General features: G+C 44.8%; 20 protein-coding genes and 1 tRNA gene. 16 read left to right on the top strand and 5 right to left on the bottom strand.

Annotated features, from left to right (window positions below):
• Positions 1 to 3 precede the first annotated feature (3 nt).
• The 8 genes from I2F54_RS04590 to I2F54_RS04625 all read left to right on the top strand — a co-directional run bounded on the left by I2F54_RS04590 (position 4) and on the right by I2F54_RS04625 (position 6,978).
• Complete coding sequence (locus I2F54_RS04590) at positions 4 to 651, top strand: thiamine phosphate synthase (protein WP_195500611.1); 648 nt, start codon at positions 4 to 6, stop codon at positions 649 to 651.
• A gap of 7 nt (positions 652 to 658) precedes the next feature.
• Positions 659 to 1,435, top strand: a complete 777-nt coding sequence (locus tag I2F54_RS04595) for a thiazole synthase (protein ID WP_022219144.1) — start codon at positions 659 to 661, stop codon at positions 1,433 to 1,435.
• A gap of 20 nt (positions 1,436 to 1,455) precedes the next feature.
• Entirely contained in the window at positions 1,456 to 3,141 is a 1,686-nt protein-coding gene (gene thiC / locus I2F54_RS04600; protein WP_087411935.1) for a phosphomethylpyrimidine synthase ThiC, read from the top strand.
• Between the two features lie 18 nt (positions 3,142 to 3,159).
• Complete coding sequence (gene thiH / locus I2F54_RS04605; protein ID WP_195500612.1) at positions 3,160 to 4,287, top strand: 2-iminoacetate synthase ThiH; 1,128 nt, start codon at positions 3,160 to 3,162, stop codon at positions 4,285 to 4,287.
• 30 nt (positions 4,288 to 4,317) lie between these two features.
• Positions 4,318 to 5,013, top strand: coding sequence for a HesA/MoeB/ThiF family protein (locus I2F54_RS04610; protein WP_195500613.1), 696 nt, complete (start codon positions 4,318 to 4,320; stop codon positions 5,011 to 5,013).
• Between the two features lie 109 nt (positions 5,014 to 5,122).
• Positions 5,123 to 5,716, top strand: coding sequence for a thiamine phosphate synthase (locus I2F54_RS04615; RefSeq protein ID WP_195500614.1), 594 nt, complete (start codon positions 5,123 to 5,125; stop codon positions 5,714 to 5,716).
• Between the two features lie 21 nt (positions 5,717 to 5,737).
• The gene (thiD, locus tag I2F54_RS04620; RefSeq protein ID WP_195500615.1) at positions 5,738 to 6,538 is read left to right on the top strand and encodes a bifunctional hydroxymethylpyrimidine kinase/phosphomethylpyrimidine kinase; all 801 of its coding nucleotides are present in this window, start codon (positions 5,738 to 5,740) and stop codon (positions 6,536 to 6,538) included.
• Between the two features lie 215 nt (positions 6,539 to 6,753).
• Complete coding sequence (locus tag I2F54_RS04625) at positions 6,754 to 6,978, top strand: DUF4248 domain-containing protein (RefSeq protein WP_022219150.1); 225 nt, start codon at positions 6,754 to 6,756, stop codon at positions 6,976 to 6,978.
• Positions 6,979 to 7,204: 226 nt separating this feature from the next.
• Here I2F54_RS04625 and I2F54_RS04630 read toward each other — a convergent pair whose 3' ends face one another.
• On the bottom strand, positions 7,205 to 9,034 hold the full coding sequence (locus tag I2F54_RS04630; RefSeq protein ID WP_195500616.1) for a vWA domain-containing protein: 1,830 nt from the start codon (positions 9,032 to 9,034) through the stop codon (positions 7,205 to 7,207).
• 311 nt (positions 9,035 to 9,345) lie between these two features.
• Between I2F54_RS04630 and I2F54_RS04635 the strand changes: the two genes are divergently transcribed.
• From I2F54_RS04635 to I2F54_RS04655, 5 genes are all read left to right on the top strand, one after another.
• Positions 9,346 to 9,825: an HU family DNA-binding protein gene (locus tag I2F54_RS04635; RefSeq protein ID WP_009120989.1), complete on the top strand. Its 480-nt coding sequence runs from the start codon at positions 9,346 to 9,348 to the stop codon at positions 9,823 to 9,825.
• Between the two features lie 148 nt (positions 9,826 to 9,973).
• The gene (locus I2F54_RS04640; protein ID WP_195500617.1) at positions 9,974 to 11,095 is read left to right on the top strand and encodes a DUF362 domain-containing protein; all 1,122 of its coding nucleotides are present in this window, start codon (positions 9,974 to 9,976) and stop codon (positions 11,093 to 11,095) included.
• 14 nt (positions 11,096 to 11,109) lie between these two features.
• Entirely contained in the window at positions 11,110 to 11,505 is a 396-nt protein-coding gene (locus I2F54_RS04645; protein WP_195500618.1) for a phosphoribosyltransferase, read from the top strand.
• Between the two features lie 87 nt (positions 11,506 to 11,592).
• Complete coding sequence (locus I2F54_RS04650) at positions 11,593 to 12,402, top strand: patatin-like phospholipase family protein (RefSeq protein ID WP_009120992.1); 810 nt, start codon at positions 11,593 to 11,595, stop codon at positions 12,400 to 12,402.
• A gap of 27 nt (positions 12,403 to 12,429) precedes the next feature.
• Complete coding sequence (locus tag I2F54_RS04655; RefSeq protein WP_022219154.1) at positions 12,430 to 14,127, top strand: alpha-amylase family protein; 1,698 nt, start codon at positions 12,430 to 12,432, stop codon at positions 14,125 to 14,127.
• 27 nt (positions 14,128 to 14,154) lie between these two features.
• Here I2F54_RS04655 and I2F54_RS04660 read toward each other — a convergent pair whose 3' ends face one another.
• Entirely contained in the window at positions 14,155 to 14,394 is a 240-nt protein-coding gene (locus tag I2F54_RS04660; RefSeq protein WP_009120994.1) for a DUF6965 family protein, read from the bottom strand.
• A 298-nt stretch (positions 14,395 to 14,692) separates the two neighbouring features.
• Between I2F54_RS04660 and I2F54_RS04665 the strand changes: the two genes are divergently transcribed.
• From I2F54_RS04665 to I2F54_RS04675, 3 genes are read left to right on the top strand one after another with little or no spacing between them, the layout of a single operon-like run.
• Entirely contained in the window at positions 14,693 to 15,358 is a 666-nt protein-coding gene (locus tag I2F54_RS04665; protein ID WP_009120995.1) for a DUF2461 domain-containing protein, read from the top strand.
• A 39-nt stretch (positions 15,359 to 15,397) separates the two neighbouring features.
• On the top strand, positions 15,398 to 15,844 hold the full coding sequence (locus I2F54_RS04670; protein WP_009120996.1) for a YhcH/YjgK/YiaL family protein: 447 nt from the start codon (positions 15,398 to 15,400) through the stop codon (positions 15,842 to 15,844).
• Positions 15,845 to 15,870: 26 nt separating this feature from the next.
• On the top strand, positions 15,871 to 17,880 hold the full coding sequence (locus tag I2F54_RS04675) for an alpha amylase C-terminal domain-containing protein (RefSeq protein WP_195500619.1): 2,010 nt from the start codon (positions 15,871 to 15,873) through the stop codon (positions 17,878 to 17,880).
• 79 nt (positions 17,881 to 17,959) lie between these two features.
• On the opposite strand, the gene I2F54_RS04680 is transcribed toward I2F54_RS04675, so the two are convergent.
• The 3 genes from I2F54_RS04680 to I2F54_RS04690 all read right to left on the bottom strand — a co-directional run bounded on the left by I2F54_RS04680 (position 17,960) and on the right by I2F54_RS04690 (position 19,325).
• Positions 17,960 to 18,673, bottom strand: coding sequence for a tetratricopeptide repeat protein (locus tag I2F54_RS04680; RefSeq protein ID WP_009120998.1), 714 nt, complete (start codon positions 18,671 to 18,673; stop codon positions 17,960 to 17,962).
• Between the two features lie 227 nt (positions 18,674 to 18,900).
• A tRNA-Arg gene (locus I2F54_RS04685) sits at positions 18,901 to 18,974 on the bottom strand.
• 168 nt (positions 18,975 to 19,142) lie between these two features.
• Entirely contained in the window at positions 19,143 to 19,325 is a 183-nt protein-coding gene (locus tag I2F54_RS04690) for a hypothetical protein (protein ID WP_009120999.1), read from the bottom strand.
• Positions 19,326 to 19,739: the final 414 nt, after the last annotated feature.

Below are 19,739 nucleotides of genomic sequence, written 5' to 3' on the forward strand. Positions count from 1 at the left end.
CCTATGAAATCACTTCAGTTCATTACACATTACACCGAAAAGTATTCCTACCTCGACTCGGCCCGTATGGCTTTGGAAGGCGGTTGCCGATGGATACAACTGCGCATGAAAGATGCCGGAAAAGAGGAGATACTGCCCATAGCGACGGAAATACGAAAATTATGCAATGATTGCGGCGCAATATTCATTATCGACGACCATGTGGAACTGGTCAGGGAAATTCGTGCTGACGGCGTACATCTCGGCAAGAATGATATGCCCGTTGCCGAAGCGCGGCGCATACTCGGAGACGAATATATCATAGGCGGTACGGCCAACACATACGAAGATGTAAAGAAGCATTGGCTCGACGGAGTAAATTACATCGGCTGCGGACCGTTCAGATATACCACCACCAAACAAAAGCTCAGTCCTATTCTGGGTTTGGAAGGATATAAAGAGATTATCCGTCAAATGCGCACGGAGAACATCAACCTGCCTATCGTCGCTATCGGCGGAATTACCTTCGCAGATATTCCGTCTGTCATACAGACAGGAGTTACGGGCATTGCCCTTTCGGGTACCGTGCTGCGGGCGGATAATCCGGTGGAAGAAATGCGGAGAATACTTACGGCAATCAATCAAACAGACAATCACCGAACTAACAAATAAATAAGATATGGAGAAATTAATCATTGCGGGACGTGAATTCAACTCCCGCCTGTTTTTGGGAACGGGAAAGTTCAATTCCAATGAAATCATGGAGCAGTCCATTCTGGCATCCGGCACGGAAATGGTGACGGTGGCCATGAAACGTATAGAGCTGGAGAATAAAGAAGATGATATGCTGAAGCATATCCGTCATCCCCATATCCAGCTTCTGCCCAACACTTCCGGCGTGCGCAACGCCGAAGAAGCCGTATTTGCCGCGCAAATGGCACGCGAAGCATTCGGAACCAACTGGCTGAAACTGGAAATCCACCCCGATCCGCGCTATCTTCTTCCCGACTCCACCGAAACCCTGAAAGCTACGGAAGAGCTGGTAAAGTTAGGCTTTATAGTTCTTCCCTATTGTCAGGCAGACCCTACGCTTTGTAAACGTCTGGAAGAAGCCGGAGCCGCCACCGTCATGCCGCTGGGTGCGCCTATCGGTACGAATAAAGGATTGCAGACCCGCGACTTCCTGCGGATTATCATCGAACAGGCCACCATACCTGTGGTGGTAGATGCCGGCATCGGTGCTCCCAGCCATGCCGCCGAAGCAATGGAAATGGGCGCTTCCGCCTGTCTGGTCAACACGGCCATTGCCGTAGCGGGCAATCCCGTAGCCATGGCAGAGGCTTTCAAACAAGCCGTAGAAGCAGGACGCATGGCTTATGAAGCCGGTTTAGGATTGCAGGCCGATAACTTTGTGGCCGAGGCCAGTTCTCCCCTTACAGCCTTTCTCAATGAATAAAACACATTATTAAATAAGCTATGAAACCAAGAATTAAATTTCCCCGTTCGGAAAAGGTATACCTGTCGGGAAACATATATCCGGAACTGCGCGTGGCTATGCGCAAAGTAGAGCAAGTACCCAGTACGACTTTTGTCGGAGAAGAAAAAGTCATTACTCCCAATCCGGACATTTACATTTACGACACCAGCGGTCCGTTCAGCGACCCCGATATAGAGATTGACCTTAAAAAAGGATTGCCCCGTCTGCGCGAGCCCTGGATTTTGCGTCGTGACGATGTGGAGCAGTTGCCGGAAATTACTTCGGAATACGGCCGTATGCGCCGTGACGACAAGTCGCTCGACCACCTGCGCTTTGAGCATATCTCATTACCCTATCGCGCCAAACAAGGCAAATGCTGCACGCAGATGTATTATGCCAAGCAAGGCATCATCACTCCCGAAATGGAATATGTGGCGATTCGCGAGAACATGAATTGCGCCGAATTAGGAATAGAAACGCATATCACTCCCGAATTCGTCCGCCAAGAAATAGCGGAAGGGCGTGCTTTGCTTCCCGCCAATATCAATCATCCCGAAGCCGAACCGATGATTATCGGCCGTAACTTCCTTGTGAAAATCAATACGAACATCGGTAACTCCGCCACCACTTCAAGCATCGACGAAGAAGTGGAAAAAGCACTTTGGAGCTGCAAATGGGGCGGTGACACTTTAATGGATTTATCTACCGGAGAAAACATCCACGAAACGCGCGAATGGATTATCCGAAACTGCCCGGTTCCCGTAGGCACGGTGCCCATCTATCAGGCATTGGAAAAGGTGAACGGCAAAGTAGAGGAGCTCACTTGGGAACTCTATCGGGATACCTTGATTGAACAATGCGAGCAAGGCGTGGACTACTTCACCATACACGCGGGTATCCGCCGCCACAACGTACACCTGGCGGATAAACGTCTGTGCGGTATCGTAAGCCGCGGCGGAAGCATCATGAGCAAATGGTGCTTGGTACACGACCGGGAGAGCTTTCTGTACGAGCATTTCGATGACATCTGCGATATATTGGCGCAATACGATGTAGCCGTTTCCTTGGGCGACGGCCTGCGTCCCGGTTCTACGTACGATGCCAATGACGAAGCGCAGTTTGCCGAACTCGATACCATGGGCGAGCTTGTGCTCCGTGCCTGGGACAAGAATGTACAGGCTTTCATCGAAGGCCCCGGACACGTGCCCATGCACAAGATTAAGGAGAATATGGAACGTCAGATAGAGAAGTGCCACAATGCGCCGTTCTACACGCTCGGCCCGCTGGTTACGGATATTGCTCCGGGGTACGACCATATCACTTCTGCCATCGGTGCGGCGCAAATAGGTTGGCTGGGTACGGCAATGCTGTGCTACGTTACTCCGAAAGAGCACCTTGCATTGCCCGACAAAGAAGATGTACGCGTAGGTGTCATTACCTATAAGATAGCCGCCCATGCCGCCGACCTTGCCAAAGGGCATCCCGGCGCGCAAGTACGCGACAACGCCTTGAGCAAGGCACGTTACGAGTTCCGCTGGAAAGACCAGTTCGACCTTTCGCTCGACCCGGAACGCGCACAGACCTATTTCCGGGCGGGACACCATATCGACGGAGAATACTGCACCATGTGCGGGCCGAATTTCTGCGCGATGCGGTTGTCAAGAGAATTAAAGAAAAAAGAGTGATTCAATAAAAAGAATTATATGTTTTCAGACGAATTAGAAAAAATATCCTGGGAAGAGACGACCGACCGCATCCACTCCAAAACAGATGCGGACGTACGTCGTGCTCTTTCCAAAGAACATTGTGACGTAGAGGACTTTATGGCACTCATCTCACCGGCCGCCGTCCCCTATCTGGAAACGATGGCGCGTTTAAGCAAAAAGTATACGGAGGAACGTTTCGGCAAAACGATTTCCATGTTTGTGCCGTTGTATATTACGAACTCCTGTACCAACTCCTGCGTGTACTGCGGCTTCCATATCAGTAATCCCATGCCCCGCACCATATTGACGGAAGAGGAAATTGTGAACGAATACAAGGCTATCAAAAAGCTCGCTCCCTTTGAGAACCTGTTGCTGGTTACGGGTGAAAACCCCGCCAAAGCCGGCGTTCCCTATATCGCCCGCGCACTCGATTTGGCAAAGCCTTATTTCAGTAACCTGAAGATTGAGGTAATGCCCCTGAAAGCCGAAGAGTATGCCGAGCTGAAAGAGCATGGCATGAACGGCGTTATCTGCTTTCAGGAAACCTACCATAAAGCAAACTATAACATCTATCACCCGCGCGGCATGAAGTCCAAATTCGAATGGCGTGTCAACGGTTTTGACCGTATGGGACAGGCGGGCGTACATTCCATCGGTATGGGAGTGCTTATCGGTTTGGAGAAAGAGTGGAGAACCGATATTTGCATGATGGCATACCACTTGCGCTATCTCCAGAAACATTACTGGAAAACAAAGTATAGCGTCAACTTCCCGCGCATGCGTCCCTCGGAAAACGGTGGTTTCCAACCCAACGTGATTATGAGCGACCGAGAACTGGCGCAAGTTACATTCGCCATGCGGATATTCGACCATGATGTGGATATATCCTATTCTACCCGCGAACCGGCTTTCATACGCGATCACATGGCTACTCTGGGAGTAACCACCATGAGCGCGGAAAGCAAGACGGAACCGGGTGGATATTACAGCTATCCGCAGACATTGGAGCAATTCCACGTCAGCGATGAACGCAAAGCCGTGGAAGTGGACAAAGCCTTAAAAAGTTTAGGCCGCGAACCCGTATGGAAAGACTGGGATGCCAGTTTCGACCTGAAACGGGTTTAAGCCTCTTTCTTTATACTTATAATTCTCATCATGACCCGATACAGTAGACAAACCTCTCTTCCTGAAATAGGAGAAGACGGACAGGCAAAACTGCATAAGGCAAGAGTTCTGATAGTAGGCGCAGGCGGACTTGGTTCCCCTGTCGCCCTCTATCTTGCAGGTGCAGGGGTAGGTACAATAGGTTTGGTGGACGATGACACGGTTGGTATCAGCAACCTGCAACGCCAGATATTGTACACGGAAAACGAGGTAGGACAACCTAAAGTACACTGTGCCGCCCAAAGATTGCAGGCTTTGAACGGTGATGTAAAAGTACATGCCTATCCTTTCCGTCTCAATCAGGAGAATGCCCGCCGTCTGGTTGCCGAATATGACATCATTGTAGACGGATGCGATAACTTCTCCACCCGTTATCTGATTAGCGACAGTTGCAGCTCGCTGAACAAGCCTTATGTGTACGGCGCTATTCAGGGATTTGAAGGACAAGTTTCCGTATTCTGTTACGGTGAGCGACCCAAGACATACAGGGATTTGTTTCCCGACGAAACCGCAACATTGCAAATGCCCGCTCCCGACAACTCCGTCGTAGGTGTTACCCCTGCCATCGTAGGCAGTGTGGAAGCGAGTGAAACGCTGAAGCTCATTTGCGGCTACGGCGAGGTCTTGGCAGGAAAATTATGGACTGTGGATTTAAGAACCATGCAATCGTTCGTTCTTTTACTGTGAAAACGAATGATTTGCCCTTTAATAAGTAAATGCGCACAATTAGTTTATACTATCTTGATATAAATTAATTCTCAACATTTACTTACATAAAAGCAATATCCCGAAAAGTATGAAACTGATAACGATTACCCTACCTGTATTCTTTGAAAAAGAAGCCGAAGCAATCACTTCCCTGTTCGATGCAGGGCTTGAGATTCTGCATCTTCGGAAACCCGGCGCTTCTTATGAAGATATGGAAAAATTATTGAACAAGCTTCCGTCGGAGTATCTGGAACGTATCGTCACTCACGAGCATTTCCAACTGGCGTCTTTCCTAAATTTGAAAGGTATCCATCTGAACGGACGCAACCCGGTAGCGCCGGCAGGCTTTACCGGACACATCAGCCGCTCCTGCCATTCATTGGAAGAAGTCTCAAAATACAAAACAACCTGCGATTACGTATTCCTCAGCCCCATATACGATAGTATTTCCAAAAAGGGGTATTCCTCTGCCTATACTCCCGACACCCTGCAAAAGGCGCGGCAAGCAGGCATTATAGACGCTAAAGTAATGGCATTGGGTGGTGTCACGGCAGCGCATTTCCCCGAAATCAGTTCATCAGGTTTCGGCGGTGCGGTTCTTTTGGGAGATATGTGGAAACGGACGGGAACGGATTTTATCGGGCACTTCAAGGAATTGTTCCGTTCGGCGTCTTTATTTTAATCATCAAGCATTTATATTATCATGTCAACTATTCCTGTCATTCTCACCATTGCCGGTTCCGACAGTTCCGGCGGTGCAGGCATACAAGCGGATATTAAAACGATTTCTGCGCTGAAAGGGTACGCTGCCTCTGTCATTACCGCCGTTACAGCGCAAAACACAACGGGAGTTCAAGCTGTCTACCCTATCCCGCCGGATATTGTTCGAGCACAGATAATATCCGTAACAGACGATTTGCAGCCTGCCGCTATCAAGATAGGAATGGTACACAATGCCGCTATCGTGCATATCATAGCAGAATGTTTGCAAAAGTACCGGTCTCGTTTTGTCGTCTATGACCCCGTTATGGTATCCACCAGCGGGCGAAAACTAATGACGGAAGATACCGTTTGCGCTATCCAAAACGAACTGTTCCCCCTCTGTTCCCTGATAACTCCCAATTTGAGCGAAGCGTCTTTGCTTCTTTCCAACCCCGTTACGGACCTGGAGGAAATGAAACACGCCTCTCGTGAGCTGGCAAACCGCTATCATTGCGCCGTACTGGTGAAGGGCGGTCACTTATCCGGCGGCACAATGTGCGATGTATTGTACAACAACGGTAGTGTCAGCCTGTTCGAACAGCAAAAAATAGAGAGTTGCAACCTTCATGGTACGGGATGTACGCTTTCTTCCGCCATCGCCACCTTTGCAGCCCGCAACAACGGACTTGAAGAAGCTATCCGTCAAGCCAAAGCCTATATAGGCAAAGCTATTTATTATGGTAAAGACCTGCATATCGGACATGGAAACGGGCCTCTATGCCATTTCTTTTCCGGGGAATAAACTCAGTTCTTAAATAATAAGCAGAATTGAGATAAAGATAAAACTTATAAGTAGATATTGAGAATCGGTTTATATCAAAACACTCTGTCATTCAGAGCGTATAAACTAATTTTGAGAAACTTCATAATTAAAGCCCGAAACACTTGACAAAGGGTATCCTGTTTTCGTATATTTGTATTCTGAACAACTGATAACATTAACCTAAAACTTAGCAAATGGCAAAATCTATTTCTTCTTTTTCCGAATTGGCGCAGATGTATTTCCCCGGGTGCTCTACTCCCAAAAATGCGGTGAGATGCTTGCAACGCAGTATCAAAAGATGTACAAAATTGGCAACATTATTAGCCGAAACAGGTTATCTTCCATACAATCACCGTTGGATTTCGCCCAGACAGCAAGCGCTTATTTTTGAGAATTTAGGAGATCCTTACCCCGATTAAACTTATGAAAAGACATAAAAAAAACGGCATTTCACACTGTGATTTGCCGTTTTTTTGTACCTATATTTCAATGAATTCATTTATAACCTCAGAAATATCTACTAATAAATTTTGGAAGAATTTACTATAATTTTTCCAGAATTATAGTAAAATTCAAAACACACTCATTAATAAGGATATTTTAGTTGTATCATCATTTTACTTTTTTGTATAACAATTCCTGTTTCTATTCTTTATCCAATCCTTTAGCTATTTCCACCAAGCGGATAAATTCTCTTTTATATCCTTTGGCATCCTTACCAAGACCGGTCTTAGCAAGGGAAATAATTTTGTCATAAGTGGCTGTTCCCTTATAGTCGGAATCGCGAAGTAACTGGCCGAACATTGCCACTGCCGAAGCAAAATGAAAATCCACCGATACTTTATTTGCTTTATCATCCACAAGAGTAATCTCTATTCTCTTACTACTATCCCCATCCGGTTGTTTGTAGCGAAGTTTCACTGTCAATAATTCCTTGGAAAGTGATACGGGAACAGTCTTTTCCGGTTTTTGGTATTTCAATTCGTCCACCTTACCTGCATAGTCGCTTTCTACTCCTGCGGGAATCACTTCGTAAAAAGCGGTTACCGTATGTCCGACTCCCATTTCTCCTGCATCTTTCGCATCATTGTTAAAGTCTTCGTCCTGCAACAAGCGGCTTTCGTAGCCTATCAGCCGATAAGCCTGTACCTGTGCCGGATTGAATTCAACCTGCAGTTTCACATCTTTTGCCACCGTATGCATCGTTGCGCCAAATTCATTCACCAGCACCCGATTGGCTTCCTGCAAATTATCTATATAAGCATGGTTACCATTTCCTTTTTCAGCGAGTACCTGCATTTTACCGTCTTTGTAATTGCCCATTCCATATCCCAATACCGTAAGAAAAACGCCCGTTTTACGCTCTTTCTCTATCAATTTTTCAAGAGCTTTTCCGGATGATATGCCTACATTGAAATCTCCGTCCGTACAAAGAATGATACGGTTATTGCCACCGGGCACGAAATTCTTCCGGGCTATTTTATAAGCAAGTTCAATACCCGCGCCACCCGCTGTGGAACCTCCTGCCTCGAGTTCGTCAATGGCATCTTTAATCTTTTGTTTGTCACTGCCGGAAGTGGAAGGCAATCTTTCGCCCGCAGCCCCTGAATAGACCACAATGGCTACTCTGTCTTTATCACGAAGATTATTTACCAAAAGTTTAAGCGATGACTTTACCAAATCCAAACGTTCGGCGCCATACATCGAACCGGACACATCAATCAGAAACACCAAATTGGATACCGGCAGATTTTCCGTAGGAATTTCTCTGGCTTTCAAACCGATACGAACCAACCGATGAACTGGATTCCAAGGACATGCACCTACTTCGGTCGTAATCTTTACAGGAGCGTCTCCCGTCGGTTTCGCATAATCATAGGAAAAATAATTTATCAATTCTTCCGTACGGACGGCATCTGCCGGCGGCAGCTGTCCTTTGTTAAGGTAGCGGCGCATATTGCCGTAAGCCGCTGCATCGACATCAATGGAAAAAGTGGACAGCGGCGTATCCTTTACTTTCATGAATCCGTTTTCTACGATTTCATTGTATTCTTCGGAAGGAAGTTCCTGCCGAACCGGAACATACATTATCCGTATTTCCTCCGAGGATACATCTTCCACAGATTCTCCTACCGTATAACCGGTGACCATGGATTCTTTGAGCGCTTCAGGAGACTCCTGCAACACAACATTGAGTTTGGCAGACTTCACCGTTTTCTCTTGGGTAATGCAGCCTATATAAGAGAACACGAGTGTATCGCCTGTATTGGCGCTGATAGCATACTTTCCGTCAGTATCGGTCAGTGTTCCGTTTCGGGTTCCTTTTATAAGTACACTGCAGCCTATTATGACGGAACCATCTTCTTTTGCCGTCACCTTTCCTTTTACAGTTACAGGTTTTGCGCTGGCAGGCGCCACTGACATCATTGCCGTCAGTAAAGCGAGTACTACAATCGTCCAATATTTTGTTTTCATATCTTTAAGGTTTTCTACTTTATAACTGCAAATATACTAATTAATGATATCATATTTATCTATCGGCGGCTTAAACTTTTATTACTACCTTGACTTCTTTCCGTTAGAAAGTCGGAAACCGCAGAAGCAGTCTGTAACTCAAAAAGAAAAAGATTTAGCAATCAATGGATTATGACTTTTCTTAAAAAACATACTTCTAAAGGGTTTAAAAGGGGACTATGGCAATAAAGACCTATTGTATCTTTGCATAGTCGTTGAAACAAACGGCAATAGTAAACCTTGTTTTTTTAACCAATAAAACTTTAACAATTATGGCTTTAGAGTATGTAGTAACCAAAAGAGTGTTTGGCTTTGACAAGACAAAAGCGGAAAAGTATGTAGCGAGATCTGTCGGTTCGGGACAGGTGAGTTTCGACAAAATGTGCGCAAAGGTCAGCCGTCTGTGCGGTATTCATCGCAAAGTGGTGGATTTAGTGGTGAGCGGTCTGGTAGACATGATGGCAGAGGATATTGACGACGGCAAAACCGTACAAATGGGTGAATTCGGATTGTTCCGCCCTACCATTAAAACGAAGAGCGCCGATGCCGCAGATGCCGTCAAGGCAAGTAATATCCTTTCCAAGCGTATCGTTTTTACTCCGGGAAAGATATTCCACCGTACGTTGGATGAAATGAGCGTTACCCGTTCCGTACCTGTCGACACAGACTATACGGACGGAAGCAGTAACGGCGGTAATAATAGCGGCGGCGGTTCAGGGAACGGCGGCGAGGAAGAGAACCCGTTAGGTTAATTGTCAAATAGGAAGACATGGTTCTTCCACACGAAAAGAGTGTAAAGCAGCGGATTTTGTTCCGCTGCTTTTTTTATGTCATATACCTGTCATTATTTAATTTTATCTATTATTTTTGCAAAAATAATCACAATAAACAGGTATATATATGGAAAAAGCCAAAGTATATTTTTCAGACTTACGCACCTCTCCCACCTCTAATCTTTTAGACAAGATGGAACGCCTGCTTAAACGTGCAGGCATCGGACAACTTCCTTTGAAAGACAGTTTTACCGCTATCAAGATACATTTCGGAGAACCGGGTAATTTGGCGTATATCCGTCCTAATTATGCCGCACGTATGTCTAACCTGCTCCGCAGTTTCGGAGCCAAACCTTTTCTGACGGATTGCAATACGTTGTATTCCGGACGTCGCTCCAATGCGGTAGACCATTTGCAGAGCGCCATGGAGAACGGTTTCAATCCTATATCCGCCCAATGTCAGGTGATTATTGCCGACGGGCTGAAGGGTACGGATTACAGGGAAATACCGGTAGACGGGGAATACTGCCCTGCTCCCAAGATAGGTACCGCCATTGCCGATGCGGATATCATCATCAGCATGAATCACTTTAAAGGACATGAGCAGGCCGGATTTGGCGGCGCTCTGAAAAATCTTGGAATGGGATGCGCCAGCGTAGGCGGTAAACTGGAATTGCACGCGTCGTCGCAGCCCAAGGTGGATATCGAAAACTGCATCGGATGCAATATATGCGTAAAGCATTGCGCCCATGACGCCATACATCTGAACGCCGGACGTAAAGCGGAAATAGACTATGCAAAATGTGTGGGATGCGGACAATGCGTAGCCCTGTGCCAGCATGACGCTGCCGTAGTAAGCGACTGGGATACGTCCGAACGTCTGAACTACAAAATAGCGGAATATTCCGTTGCCGTACTAAAAGACAAGCCGCACTTCCACATCAGTTTCATTATGAACGTATCGCCGGAATGCGATTGCTGGAACCATAATGATGCCGCCATCATTCCCGACCTCGGCATGCTGGCGTCGGCAGACCCCGTAGCGCTGGATAAGGCTTGCGCGGATTTGGTGATTCAGGCTCCCGTACTGCACAGCGATAATGTGCTTGCCAAGAAACACGAGCACGAAGACTTGTGCGGCTGCGACAAATTCCACATGATACATCCCGATACGGACTGGCTTGCCGGATTGCGTCATGCCGAAAAAATAGGCTTGGGAACAATGAATTACGAGTTGATAAAAATATAAACCGCATTACTCTTATGGCAAAAACAATGGAAGAAGTGCTGGAGCGTTTCCGCACGATCGAGTTCCACGATGATTTTGATATGATTGTAGCTATTGCCAATGGCGGTATCGTTCCGGCCGGCATCATCAATCAGCGTTTACAAAAAGAAGTGCACCTGCTGCGCATCAATTTGAGGGACGAATACCAACATCCTAAATACGATACTCCGCAATTGCTGGCTCCCGTTGATTTTGATTTCAAGGGAAAGAGCATTTTACTGGTGGACGACCGCATAAAAACGGGGTCTACCATAAAGCTGGCGCGTGAATTGCTGAAAGAGGCGCGCAGCATCAAAACCTTTGCGGTAAACGGTACGGCCGACTATGCATTGTTTGATGAAACGTGTTTCAAATTCCCGTGGATACTATAATAAATGAACATTTTTCTACTATTTTCCTTTCTTACTACGATAAAATAACTAATTTCGTACCGAACAAAAACAGTAGATTTTAACAACATGGAAGTAGTAACGAACAACTGGTTCTCAAACAAATATTCTATCGGTTATGCCCTGAGCGGCGGTTTCATTAAAGGTTTTGCCCATTTAGGAGCCATGCAGGCTTTATTGGAGCACGATATTAAGCCCGACATAATTTCCGGTGTCAGTGCGGGTGCGCTGGCCGGTGTTTTTTATGCGGACGGTAACGAGCCCCATAAAGTATTGGATTATTTTGCCGGGCATAAATTCCAGGATTTAACGAAACTGGTTATTCCCAAAGTGGGCTTGTTTGAGCTTAGTGAATTCAAAGACTTCCTGAAAAGCAACCTGAAGGCGAAAAAGCTGGAAGAGCTGAAATTGCCGTTGATTATCACCGCTACGGATTTGGACCACGGGCGTCTTGCGCATTTTCATAAAGGGGATATCGCGGAGCGTGTAGCGGCATCTTGCTGTATGCCTGTACTGTTTGCGCCCGTAAAGATAGACGAGACGTATTACGTGGACGGCGGCTTGCTGATGAACCTGCCTGTAACTACCATTCGGCGGGTATGCGAGAAGGTTGTAGCAATCAATGTCAGCCCTTTAATGGCGCCTAAGTACAAAATGAATATCGTAAGTGTAGCCTTGCGTTCGTACAACTTCATGTTCCGCTCCAACTCGTTTCCCGAACGGGAAAAAGCCGACCTGCTGATAGAGCCTTATAATCTGGACGGTTACAGCAACCGGGAGCTGGAAAAGGCGGAAGAGATATTTATGCAGGGATACAATGCCACCAACGACATACTTGAACGCCTGCAAATAGAAAAAGGCACCATATGGAAAGAATAAAAATAACCATTCTCTAAATAACAAGCAATGAGCGACGAAAAAAAACTGATTATTTATCAAGTGTTTACCCGATTATTCGGAAACAACAATAACCACTGCATCAATAACGGCAGTATCGCCGAAAACGGATGCGGCAAGATGGCGGATTTCACCGCCAAGGCATTAGGAGAAATCAAAAAACTGGGTGCTACCCACATTTGGTATACAGGTATCATTGAACACGCAACGCAAACGGATTACCGTCGCTATAATATCCAGCCCGATCATCCGGCTATCGTAAAGGGTAAGGCCGGTTCGCCCTACGCCATAAAGGACTATTATGATGTAGACCCTGATTTGGCGAAAGATGTTCCCGAACGTATGAAGGAATTTGAAAATCTGGTGCAACGTACGCATCGCAGCGGGCTGAAGGTAATTATAGATTTCGTACCCAATCATGTGGCACGTCAATACCATTCGGATATGCAGCCGGACGGTACTTCCCAGTTGGGAGCAAACGATGATACAAACTATGCGTTCAGTCCTTATAATAACTTCTATTATATTCCGCAGTCGGAACTGCATGGACAATTCGACATGAAAGGCGCTGCCGCCGAACCTTATAAAGAGTTTCCCGCCAAGGCTACGGGTAACAACCGTTTCGATGCGTATCCTAACATCAACGACTGGTACGAAACGGTCAAACTAAATTATGGCGTGGATTATCAGAATGGCGGTACCTGTCATTTCAATCCCGTTCCCGATACATGGACCAAAATGCTGGACATTCTGCTGTTCTGGGCGGATAAGAATATCGACGGCTTCCGCTGCGATATGGCGGAAATGGTTCCCGTTGAGTTTTGGGAATGGGCTATTCCGCAGGTAAAGGCCAAGTACCCCGCCCTACTCTTTATCGCCGAGGTATACAATCCGAAAGAATACGGCAACTATCTGTTTCGCGGAAAATTTGATTATCTCTATGACAAAGTGGGATTATATGACACGCTCCGCGCGATAGTTTGCGGCAACGAATCCGCTACCGCCATTACACGGGCATGGCAAAGTCTGGGCGGAATAGAAAAACGGATGTTGAATTTCCTGGAAAACCATGATGAGCAGCGTATCGCTTCCGATTTCTTTGCGAGTAATCCGCGCAAGGCTATTCCCGCCCTTATCGTATCGGCTTGTATGAATGTAAATCCCATGATGATTTATTTCGGACAGGAGTTCGGCGAACTGGGTATGGATAGCGAAGGATTCAGCGGCAGGGACGGACGTACCACTATCTTTGATTATTGGAGCGTAGATACTATCCGTCGCTGGCGCAATGGCGGGAAATTCGACGGGAAGATGCTGACGGAAAATCAGAAACATTTGTATAGCGTCTATCAACGCATATTGACGTTATGCAACGAGGAAAAGGCAATTGCGCAAGGAGACTTTTTTGATTTGATGTATGCCAACGTCAACGGCTGGCGCTTCAACGAACATAGGCAATATACTTTCCTGCGTAAGTTCGGACGGGATTTATTGCTGTTTGTCGTGAACTTCGACCATATATCGGCCGACCTTGCAATCAATATTCCTTCCCATGCTTTCGATTTTCTGCAAATACCGCAGATGGACCAATATCAGGCCGTGGATTTATTGACCGGTAAGGAAGAAAAAATAAGCCTATTGCCCTATAAGGCAACGGAAGTATCCGTAGAGGGATGCAGCGGTAAGATTCTCAAAATAAAACTATAAAAGATAGATAATGCAGGGTGAACCCAATCACTCTGCATTATCTTTACCTTCCATCTTATCCTTTAATTGATACAGGCGGGTGATGGCCGGATTATAGAATTCATCCGGATAATGAGCGGCTATATCGCTCAGATTGGCCTGTACATACCTTTTCACATCAAATATATTCTCCGCTTCGCTTAGCATGACCTGTTCGGGGAATGACGCAGTTTTAGTCCACTCTATCAGAGCGTTAACGCTTTCTTCGTCGTATTTATACTCTTTCATATTTTACATATTTTCTTGCAAAGATATAACAATTGCTAAAGATATGCTTACCCCCATGAACAAAATCTGAAAGTGTAATGTTATATAAATGTGTTTTTCATAGTATTAGATATAAGATTAATTAAAAGAGACGTACCCGCTTGTGATAAGTAAGTACATCAAAAAACAGAAGCGTCTGTTTGATTGATAAATGTGTAAGGAGCATCGGTTTACCAGAGCCGATGCTTTTTTTTACGTCTGTTTGTAGCATGTTAGAAATATTATCCGTAAATTTGGCAGAAATAAGGATTTATATGATATGAACATCCCTGTTATATTTCAATTTCTGAAAGAACTATCCGCCAACAACAATCGTGAATGGTTCAATGCTCACCGGGAACAGTATGAAAATGCCCGGAACGAGTTTGAGAACCTGCTGACAGTTATTATCTCCCGTATCTCATTGTTTGACGAAAGTGTTCGTGGCATCGAAGCCAGGGACTGCACATACCGCATCTACCGGGATACACGCTTTACGGAAGACAAAACGCCTTATAAAAATCATTTCGGCGGCTACATCAATGCCAAAGGGAAGAAATCAGACCACTGCGGATACTATGTTCATCTGCAACCGGGAAACTGCCTCTTGGCGGGTGGCAGCTATTGTCCGCCCTCTCCCTTGCTGAAAGCCCTGAGACAGGCTGTTTATGATAATATGGATGAATTTCGGGGGATTGTCGAGGATCCTGCTTTCAAGCAATACTTTCCCGTTATCGGAGAGAATTTTCTAAAGACGGCCCCGAAAGGTTTCCCAAAAGATTATCCGTACCTGAAGTATCTGCAATGTAAGGAATACACCGTTACTTGTTATCAGCCTGACAGCTTCTTTCTGGCTCCCGACTTTCTGGAGCGTACAGATGACGTCTTCAAGCAGATGAAACGTTTTTCCGACTTTGTGAATTACACAATAGACGACTTTGAATAATAATTACCTATTTATAACTAACTAAAAAATATTTGAATTATGGTAGTAGACAGACTTGAAAACATAGAGAAATACGCTTCGCTGAATCCTTTATTCGCACAGGCCATCGAGTTTTTGAAATCGCACGACTTAAACGCTTTGGAAGTGGGAAAAACCGAGCTCAAAGGTAAAGATTTGCTTGTAAATGTAGCGCAAACCAAACCGAAAGCAAAAGAAGATGCCAAGCTGGAAACTCACAGAGACTTTATTGACATCCAGATACCTCTATCAGGAACCGAATTAATGGGGTATACCGCTGCCAAAGACTGCGTTCCGGCCGATGCTCCTTACAACGCGGAAAAGGATATTACTTTCTTTGCCGGTCTGGCGGAAAGCTATATCGAAGTAAAACCAGGTATGTTTGCCATTTTCTTCCCACAAGACGGACATGCTCCCGGTATCACTCCGGACGGCGTGAAAAAAGTAATTGTGAAAGTTAAAGCATAATATCAAATATCCAAAATTAATCCTCTATGGAAACATTGAATTTGATTAAAAACGATCCTTGGCTGGAACCTTATGCAGATGCCATAAACGGACGCCATAAACATGCCGCTGAAAAAGAGGCTGAGTTGACCAACAAGGGAAAGCAGACATTATCGGATTTTGCATCCGGCTATCTTTATTTTGGTTTACATCGCACAGATGACGGCTGGGTGTTTCGCGAATGGGCGCCTAATGCCACCCAAATTTTCCTGATTGGCACATTCAACGATTGGAAAGAAGAGAAAAAATACAGCCTGAAACGTAAGGCGAACGGCAACTGGGAAATAAAGCTTCCCGCCGACGCCATGAAACACGGCGACTTATATAAGTTGATGGTGTATTGGGACGGCGGTTGCGGCGAACGCATTCCGGCATGGGCCAATCGGGTTGTTCAAGATGAGCAAACCAAGATATTCAGCGCGCAAGTATGGTCTCCGGAGAAACCGTACAAGATGAAGAAAAAGAGCTTCAAGGCCGCTACCGACCCGTTGTTGATTTATGAATGCCACATCGGTATGGCGCAACAGGAGGAAAAAGTAGGCAGCTACAAAGAGTTTCAGGAAAAGATTCTTCCGCGCATTGCCAAGGACGGATATAATTGTATTCAGATTATGGCGATTCAGGAACATCCGTATTACGGAAGTTTCGGCTATCATGTTTCCAGTTTCTTTGCGGCTTCTTCCCGTTTCGGTACTCCGGAAGAACTGAAAGAATTGATTGATACAGCCCACAGCATGGGTATTGCCGTTATCATGGATATTGTTCATTCACATGCAGTGAAAAACGAGGTTGAAGGCTTGGGGAACTTTGCCGGTGATCCGAATCAATATTTCTACCCGGGCGCCCGTCGCGAACATCCGGCATGGGACTCACTTTGCTTTGATTATGGCAAGAATGAAGTAATTCATTTCTTACTGTCCAACTGCAAGTACTGGATGGAAGAATATCACTTCGACGGCTTCCGTTTTGACGGTGTGACTTCCATGTTGTATTACAGTCACGGCTTAGGTGAAGCATTCTGTAATTATGGAGATTATTTCAACGGTCATCAGGACGACAACGCCATCTGTTATCTGACGCTTGCCAACCGCTTGATTCATCAAGTTAATCCTAAAGCAATAACCATTGCGGAGGAAGTATCGGGAATGCCGGGTCTGGCTGCCAAGTTTGAGGACGGCGGCTATGGGTTTGATTATCGCATGGCTATGAATGTTCCTGATTATTGGATTAAGACTATCAAAGAAAAGATAGATGAAGACTGGAAACCGTCCAGCATGTTCTGGGAAGTAACCAATCGCCGTCAGGACGAAAAAACAATATCTTATGCGGAAAGCCACGACCAGGCATTGGTAGGTGACAAAACCATTGTTTTCCGCTTGATAGACGCCGATATGTATTGGCACATGCAGAAAGGTGATGAAAACTATACGGTACATCGCGGCATCGCTTTGCACAAAATGATACGTTTGCTGACAGCGACGACTATTAATGGCGGTTATCTTAATTTCATGGGTAATGAATTCGGCCATCCCGAATGGATAGACTTCCCTCGTGAAGGTAACGGCTGGTCGTGCAAGTATGCCCGCCGTCAATGGGATTTGGTAGATAACAAGAATCTGGCATATCATTATCTGGGTGATTTCGATTGCGCCATGTTGGGAGTCATCAAGAGCGTGAAGAATTTCCAGGCTACACCGGTTCAGGAAATCTGGCATAATGACGGCGATCAGGTATTGGCGTATATGCGTAAGGATTTGATATTTGTATTCAACTTCAATCCTAAACAGTCTTTCACTGATTATGGCTTCTTGGTTCCGGCAGGTTCTTATGAGGTTATATTAAATACGGATAATCCGGATTATGGCGGTAACGGCCTTACCGATGATACAGTGAAGCATTTCACTCTATCGGATCCTCTGTATAAGAAAGAAAAGAAGGAGTGGCTGAAGCTCTATATTCCGGCACGTACGGCGGTGGTATTGAGAAAGACCAAATAATACAAGCGGTAGAATAAAGAGAGAGGCAGGTAATTGTAATTCAGTACCTGCCTCTCTTTTGCTATCTTCTTGAAAATACTTACTGTAATTGAGAATTGATGAAATTCAACATTGTATTTGCATTGTCTTTCATTTTCTTTTGAGCCGGTTTGTCGGCAGACAATAACGGAATCAGTTTATCCAAGTATTCCTTGGCTTGTTTAAATTCCTCTTTTGCTTTATCTGCATCTGTTTTCAGCAGAGTTGCGCCTTGATTGTAGTATAATGAGCCTAAGCTATTGAGTGCGTTTACATTGTCGGGCTGAATAGAAACCGCTTGTTTGAAAGCTTCTTCTGCGGCACTGTTTTTCTTGGCTCTTTGTGCCAAAATACCTTGATTTACATAGTAAGTGGCATACAGCTTGGTCAATGTCTTATTTCCGGGAACTGCTTCCAGACCTTCTTTCAGAGTAGCTACATATTCATCATTCTTCTTCAAATCCTTCAATGCACCGGCTTTACCGATATAAGCATTGGCCAAGTTATACTTTTTCTGTACGGCTATATCGAAATATTTCAAAGCGTCCGCCGGTTTCTTAATTTTATCGGCGCAAACACCGCAGTTAAAAGCGATTACAGAATCTTGGTTGTTGGTCTGTGTCAGATAAGTACTGAATTTTGTGAATGCTTCTTGATAATTCTTAGCCTCAAGTGCGGCTTTACCTTCGTTGACCAATTGTGCAGGGTCAGCATTCTGCGCAAAGAAATTAGTAGCTGCACAACATAGTGCAAGAGATAAGATTAATTTTTTCATATGCTTTTATTATTTTAAAAGTTGATATTCCAAAGTTAGCAGCCTATAACGTAGGAGCAAAACCTTTTTACCTTTTTTGAGCTTTTTACGAGAGTAGTAACAAGTGTTATTTTACGTAAACAAAGATGTTGACGGGATGATAGCGGTTTATCGGGAAGAAAATTCATTAAGATTATAAAACGACGAAAGGCAAGCAGTCTTTTTATCGACTACTTGCCTTATCGTTGTGATTCCGTTGCGATTCGAACGCAAGACCCACGCCTTAGAAGGGCGTTGCTCTATCCAGCTGAGCTACGGAACCAGCCTTAATTGCGGTGCAAAGGTACGTTTTTTTATGAAAACTACAAATTTTACATTCAAAATATTTATTGTTTGTATTAAAATGATAGTCTTCTATATGGCAAGCAAATAGTTGTATTACTGAAACACAATGCTTTATACATACATAATATTTTTTAAAAGAGTTGCATCATAATTGGTAATAAGCATCGTCAGCCATAATGATTGCATCTTCCAAAGTACCGCCACTTTGTTCTACAAATGCGATAATAGCATCTATAAACTCGTTGAAAGAAGCAATATCCTCACCTGCTGTTTTCTCATTATAATCTTTCTCTGTAAAGTCTAAATTTTCTATTAACTCCGTTTTCATATTTACTCAATGATTATTATAGTATCATTATTAAATATCTTTTTTTGGCAAAAATAATATATCGCCATGACTTCTTAGCTATTATTTGCAAATAATATTTACCATTACAATATATTATACCAAACATATTTCTAATAAGAACTTCCCTCTGAGAAGTGTAATGTAAATGTAATTCAAGTCATTACAGCCTATTGGATCCGTTACTAACGATTGTCTATGTTTTTCTAAATCATTTCTTTAAACTGATATCAACGGTAAATGAGTTCTTTTCTTGTTTCGGCATTTCCTCTCTCTTTCTAAAAGACAATTCTAATAACATATTCAACCAAATTAATAATTCAACTCCTATTTGTAGTTAGGATATACACATTACTGAACGGCACTCGGTGATAAACTTCTTATATTTGCACAAAT

This window comes from Bacteroides clarus (genome assembly GCF_015555825.1).
Classification (GTDB): Bacteria; Bacteroidota; Bacteroidia; order Bacteroidales; family Bacteroidaceae; genus Bacteroides; species Bacteroides clarus.

Excerpts from the sequence above, each read along its gene's own strand:
- I2F54_RS04645 (WP_195500618.1), top strand. The coding sequence starts at position 11,110 with ATGGCAAAAACAATGGAAGAAGTGCTGGAGCGTTTCCGCACGATCGAG.
- I2F54_RS04625 (WP_022219150.1), top strand. The coding sequence starts at position 6,754 with ATGGCAAAATCTATTTCTTCTTTTTCCGAATTGGCGCAGATGTATTTC.
- I2F54_RS04670 (WP_009120996.1), top strand. The coding sequence starts at position 15,398 with ATGGTAGTAGACAGACTTGAAAACATAGAGAAATACGCTTCGCTGAAT.
- I2F54_RS04665 (WP_009120995.1), top strand. The coding sequence starts at position 14,693 with ATGAACATCCCTGTTATATTTCAATTTCTGAAAGAACTATCCGCCAAC.
- thiD (WP_195500615.1), top strand. The coding sequence starts at position 5,738 with ATGTCAACTATTCCTGTCATTCTCACCATTGCCGGTTCCGACAGTTCC.
- I2F54_RS04650 (WP_009120992.1), top strand. The coding sequence starts at position 11,593 with ATGGAAGTAGTAACGAACAACTGGTTCTCAAACAAATATTCTATCGGT.
- I2F54_RS04615 (WP_195500614.1), top strand. The coding sequence starts at position 5,123 with ATGAAACTGATAACGATTACCCTACCTGTATTCTTTGAAAAAGAAGCC.
- I2F54_RS04680 (WP_009120998.1), bottom strand. The coding sequence starts at position 18,673 with ATGAAAAAATTAATCTTATCTCTTGCACTATGTTGTGCAGCTACTAAT.
- I2F54_RS04675 (WP_195500619.1), top strand. The coding sequence starts at position 15,871 with ATGGAAACATTGAATTTGATTAAAAACGATCCTTGGCTGGAACCTTAT.
- I2F54_RS04635 (WP_009120989.1), top strand. The coding sequence starts at position 9,346 with ATGGCTTTAGAGTATGTAGTAACCAAAAGAGTGTTTGGCTTTGACAAG.
- I2F54_RS04630 (WP_195500616.1), bottom strand. The coding sequence starts at position 9,034 with ATGAAAACAAAATATTGGACGATTGTAGTACTCGCTTTACTGACGGCA.
- I2F54_RS04595 (WP_022219144.1), top strand. The coding sequence starts at position 659 with ATGGAGAAATTAATCATTGCGGGACGTGAATTCAACTCCCGCCTGTTT.
- I2F54_RS04590 (WP_195500611.1), top strand. The coding sequence starts at position 4 with ATGAAATCACTTCAGTTCATTACACATTACACCGAAAAGTATTCCTAC.
- I2F54_RS04655 (WP_022219154.1), top strand. The coding sequence starts at position 12,430 with ATGAGCGACGAAAAAAAACTGATTATTTATCAAGTGTTTACCCGATTA.
- thiH (WP_195500612.1), top strand. The coding sequence starts at position 3,160 with ATGTTTTCAGACGAATTAGAAAAAATATCCTGGGAAGAGACGACCGAC.
- thiC (WP_087411935.1), top strand. The coding sequence starts at position 1,456 with ATGAAACCAAGAATTAAATTTCCCCGTTCGGAAAAGGTATACCTGTCG.
- I2F54_RS04690 (WP_009120999.1), bottom strand. The coding sequence starts at position 19,325 with ATGAAAACGGAGTTAATAGAAAATTTAGACTTTACAGAGAAAGATTAT.
- I2F54_RS04610 (WP_195500613.1), top strand. The coding sequence starts at position 4,318 with ATGACCCGATACAGTAGACAAACCTCTCTTCCTGAAATAGGAGAAGAC.
- I2F54_RS04640 (WP_195500617.1), top strand. The coding sequence starts at position 9,974 with ATGGAAAAAGCCAAAGTATATTTTTCAGACTTACGCACCTCTCCCACC.
- I2F54_RS04660 (WP_009120994.1), bottom strand. The coding sequence starts at position 14,394 with ATGAAAGAGTATAAATACGACGAAGAAAGCGTTAACGCTCTGATAGAG.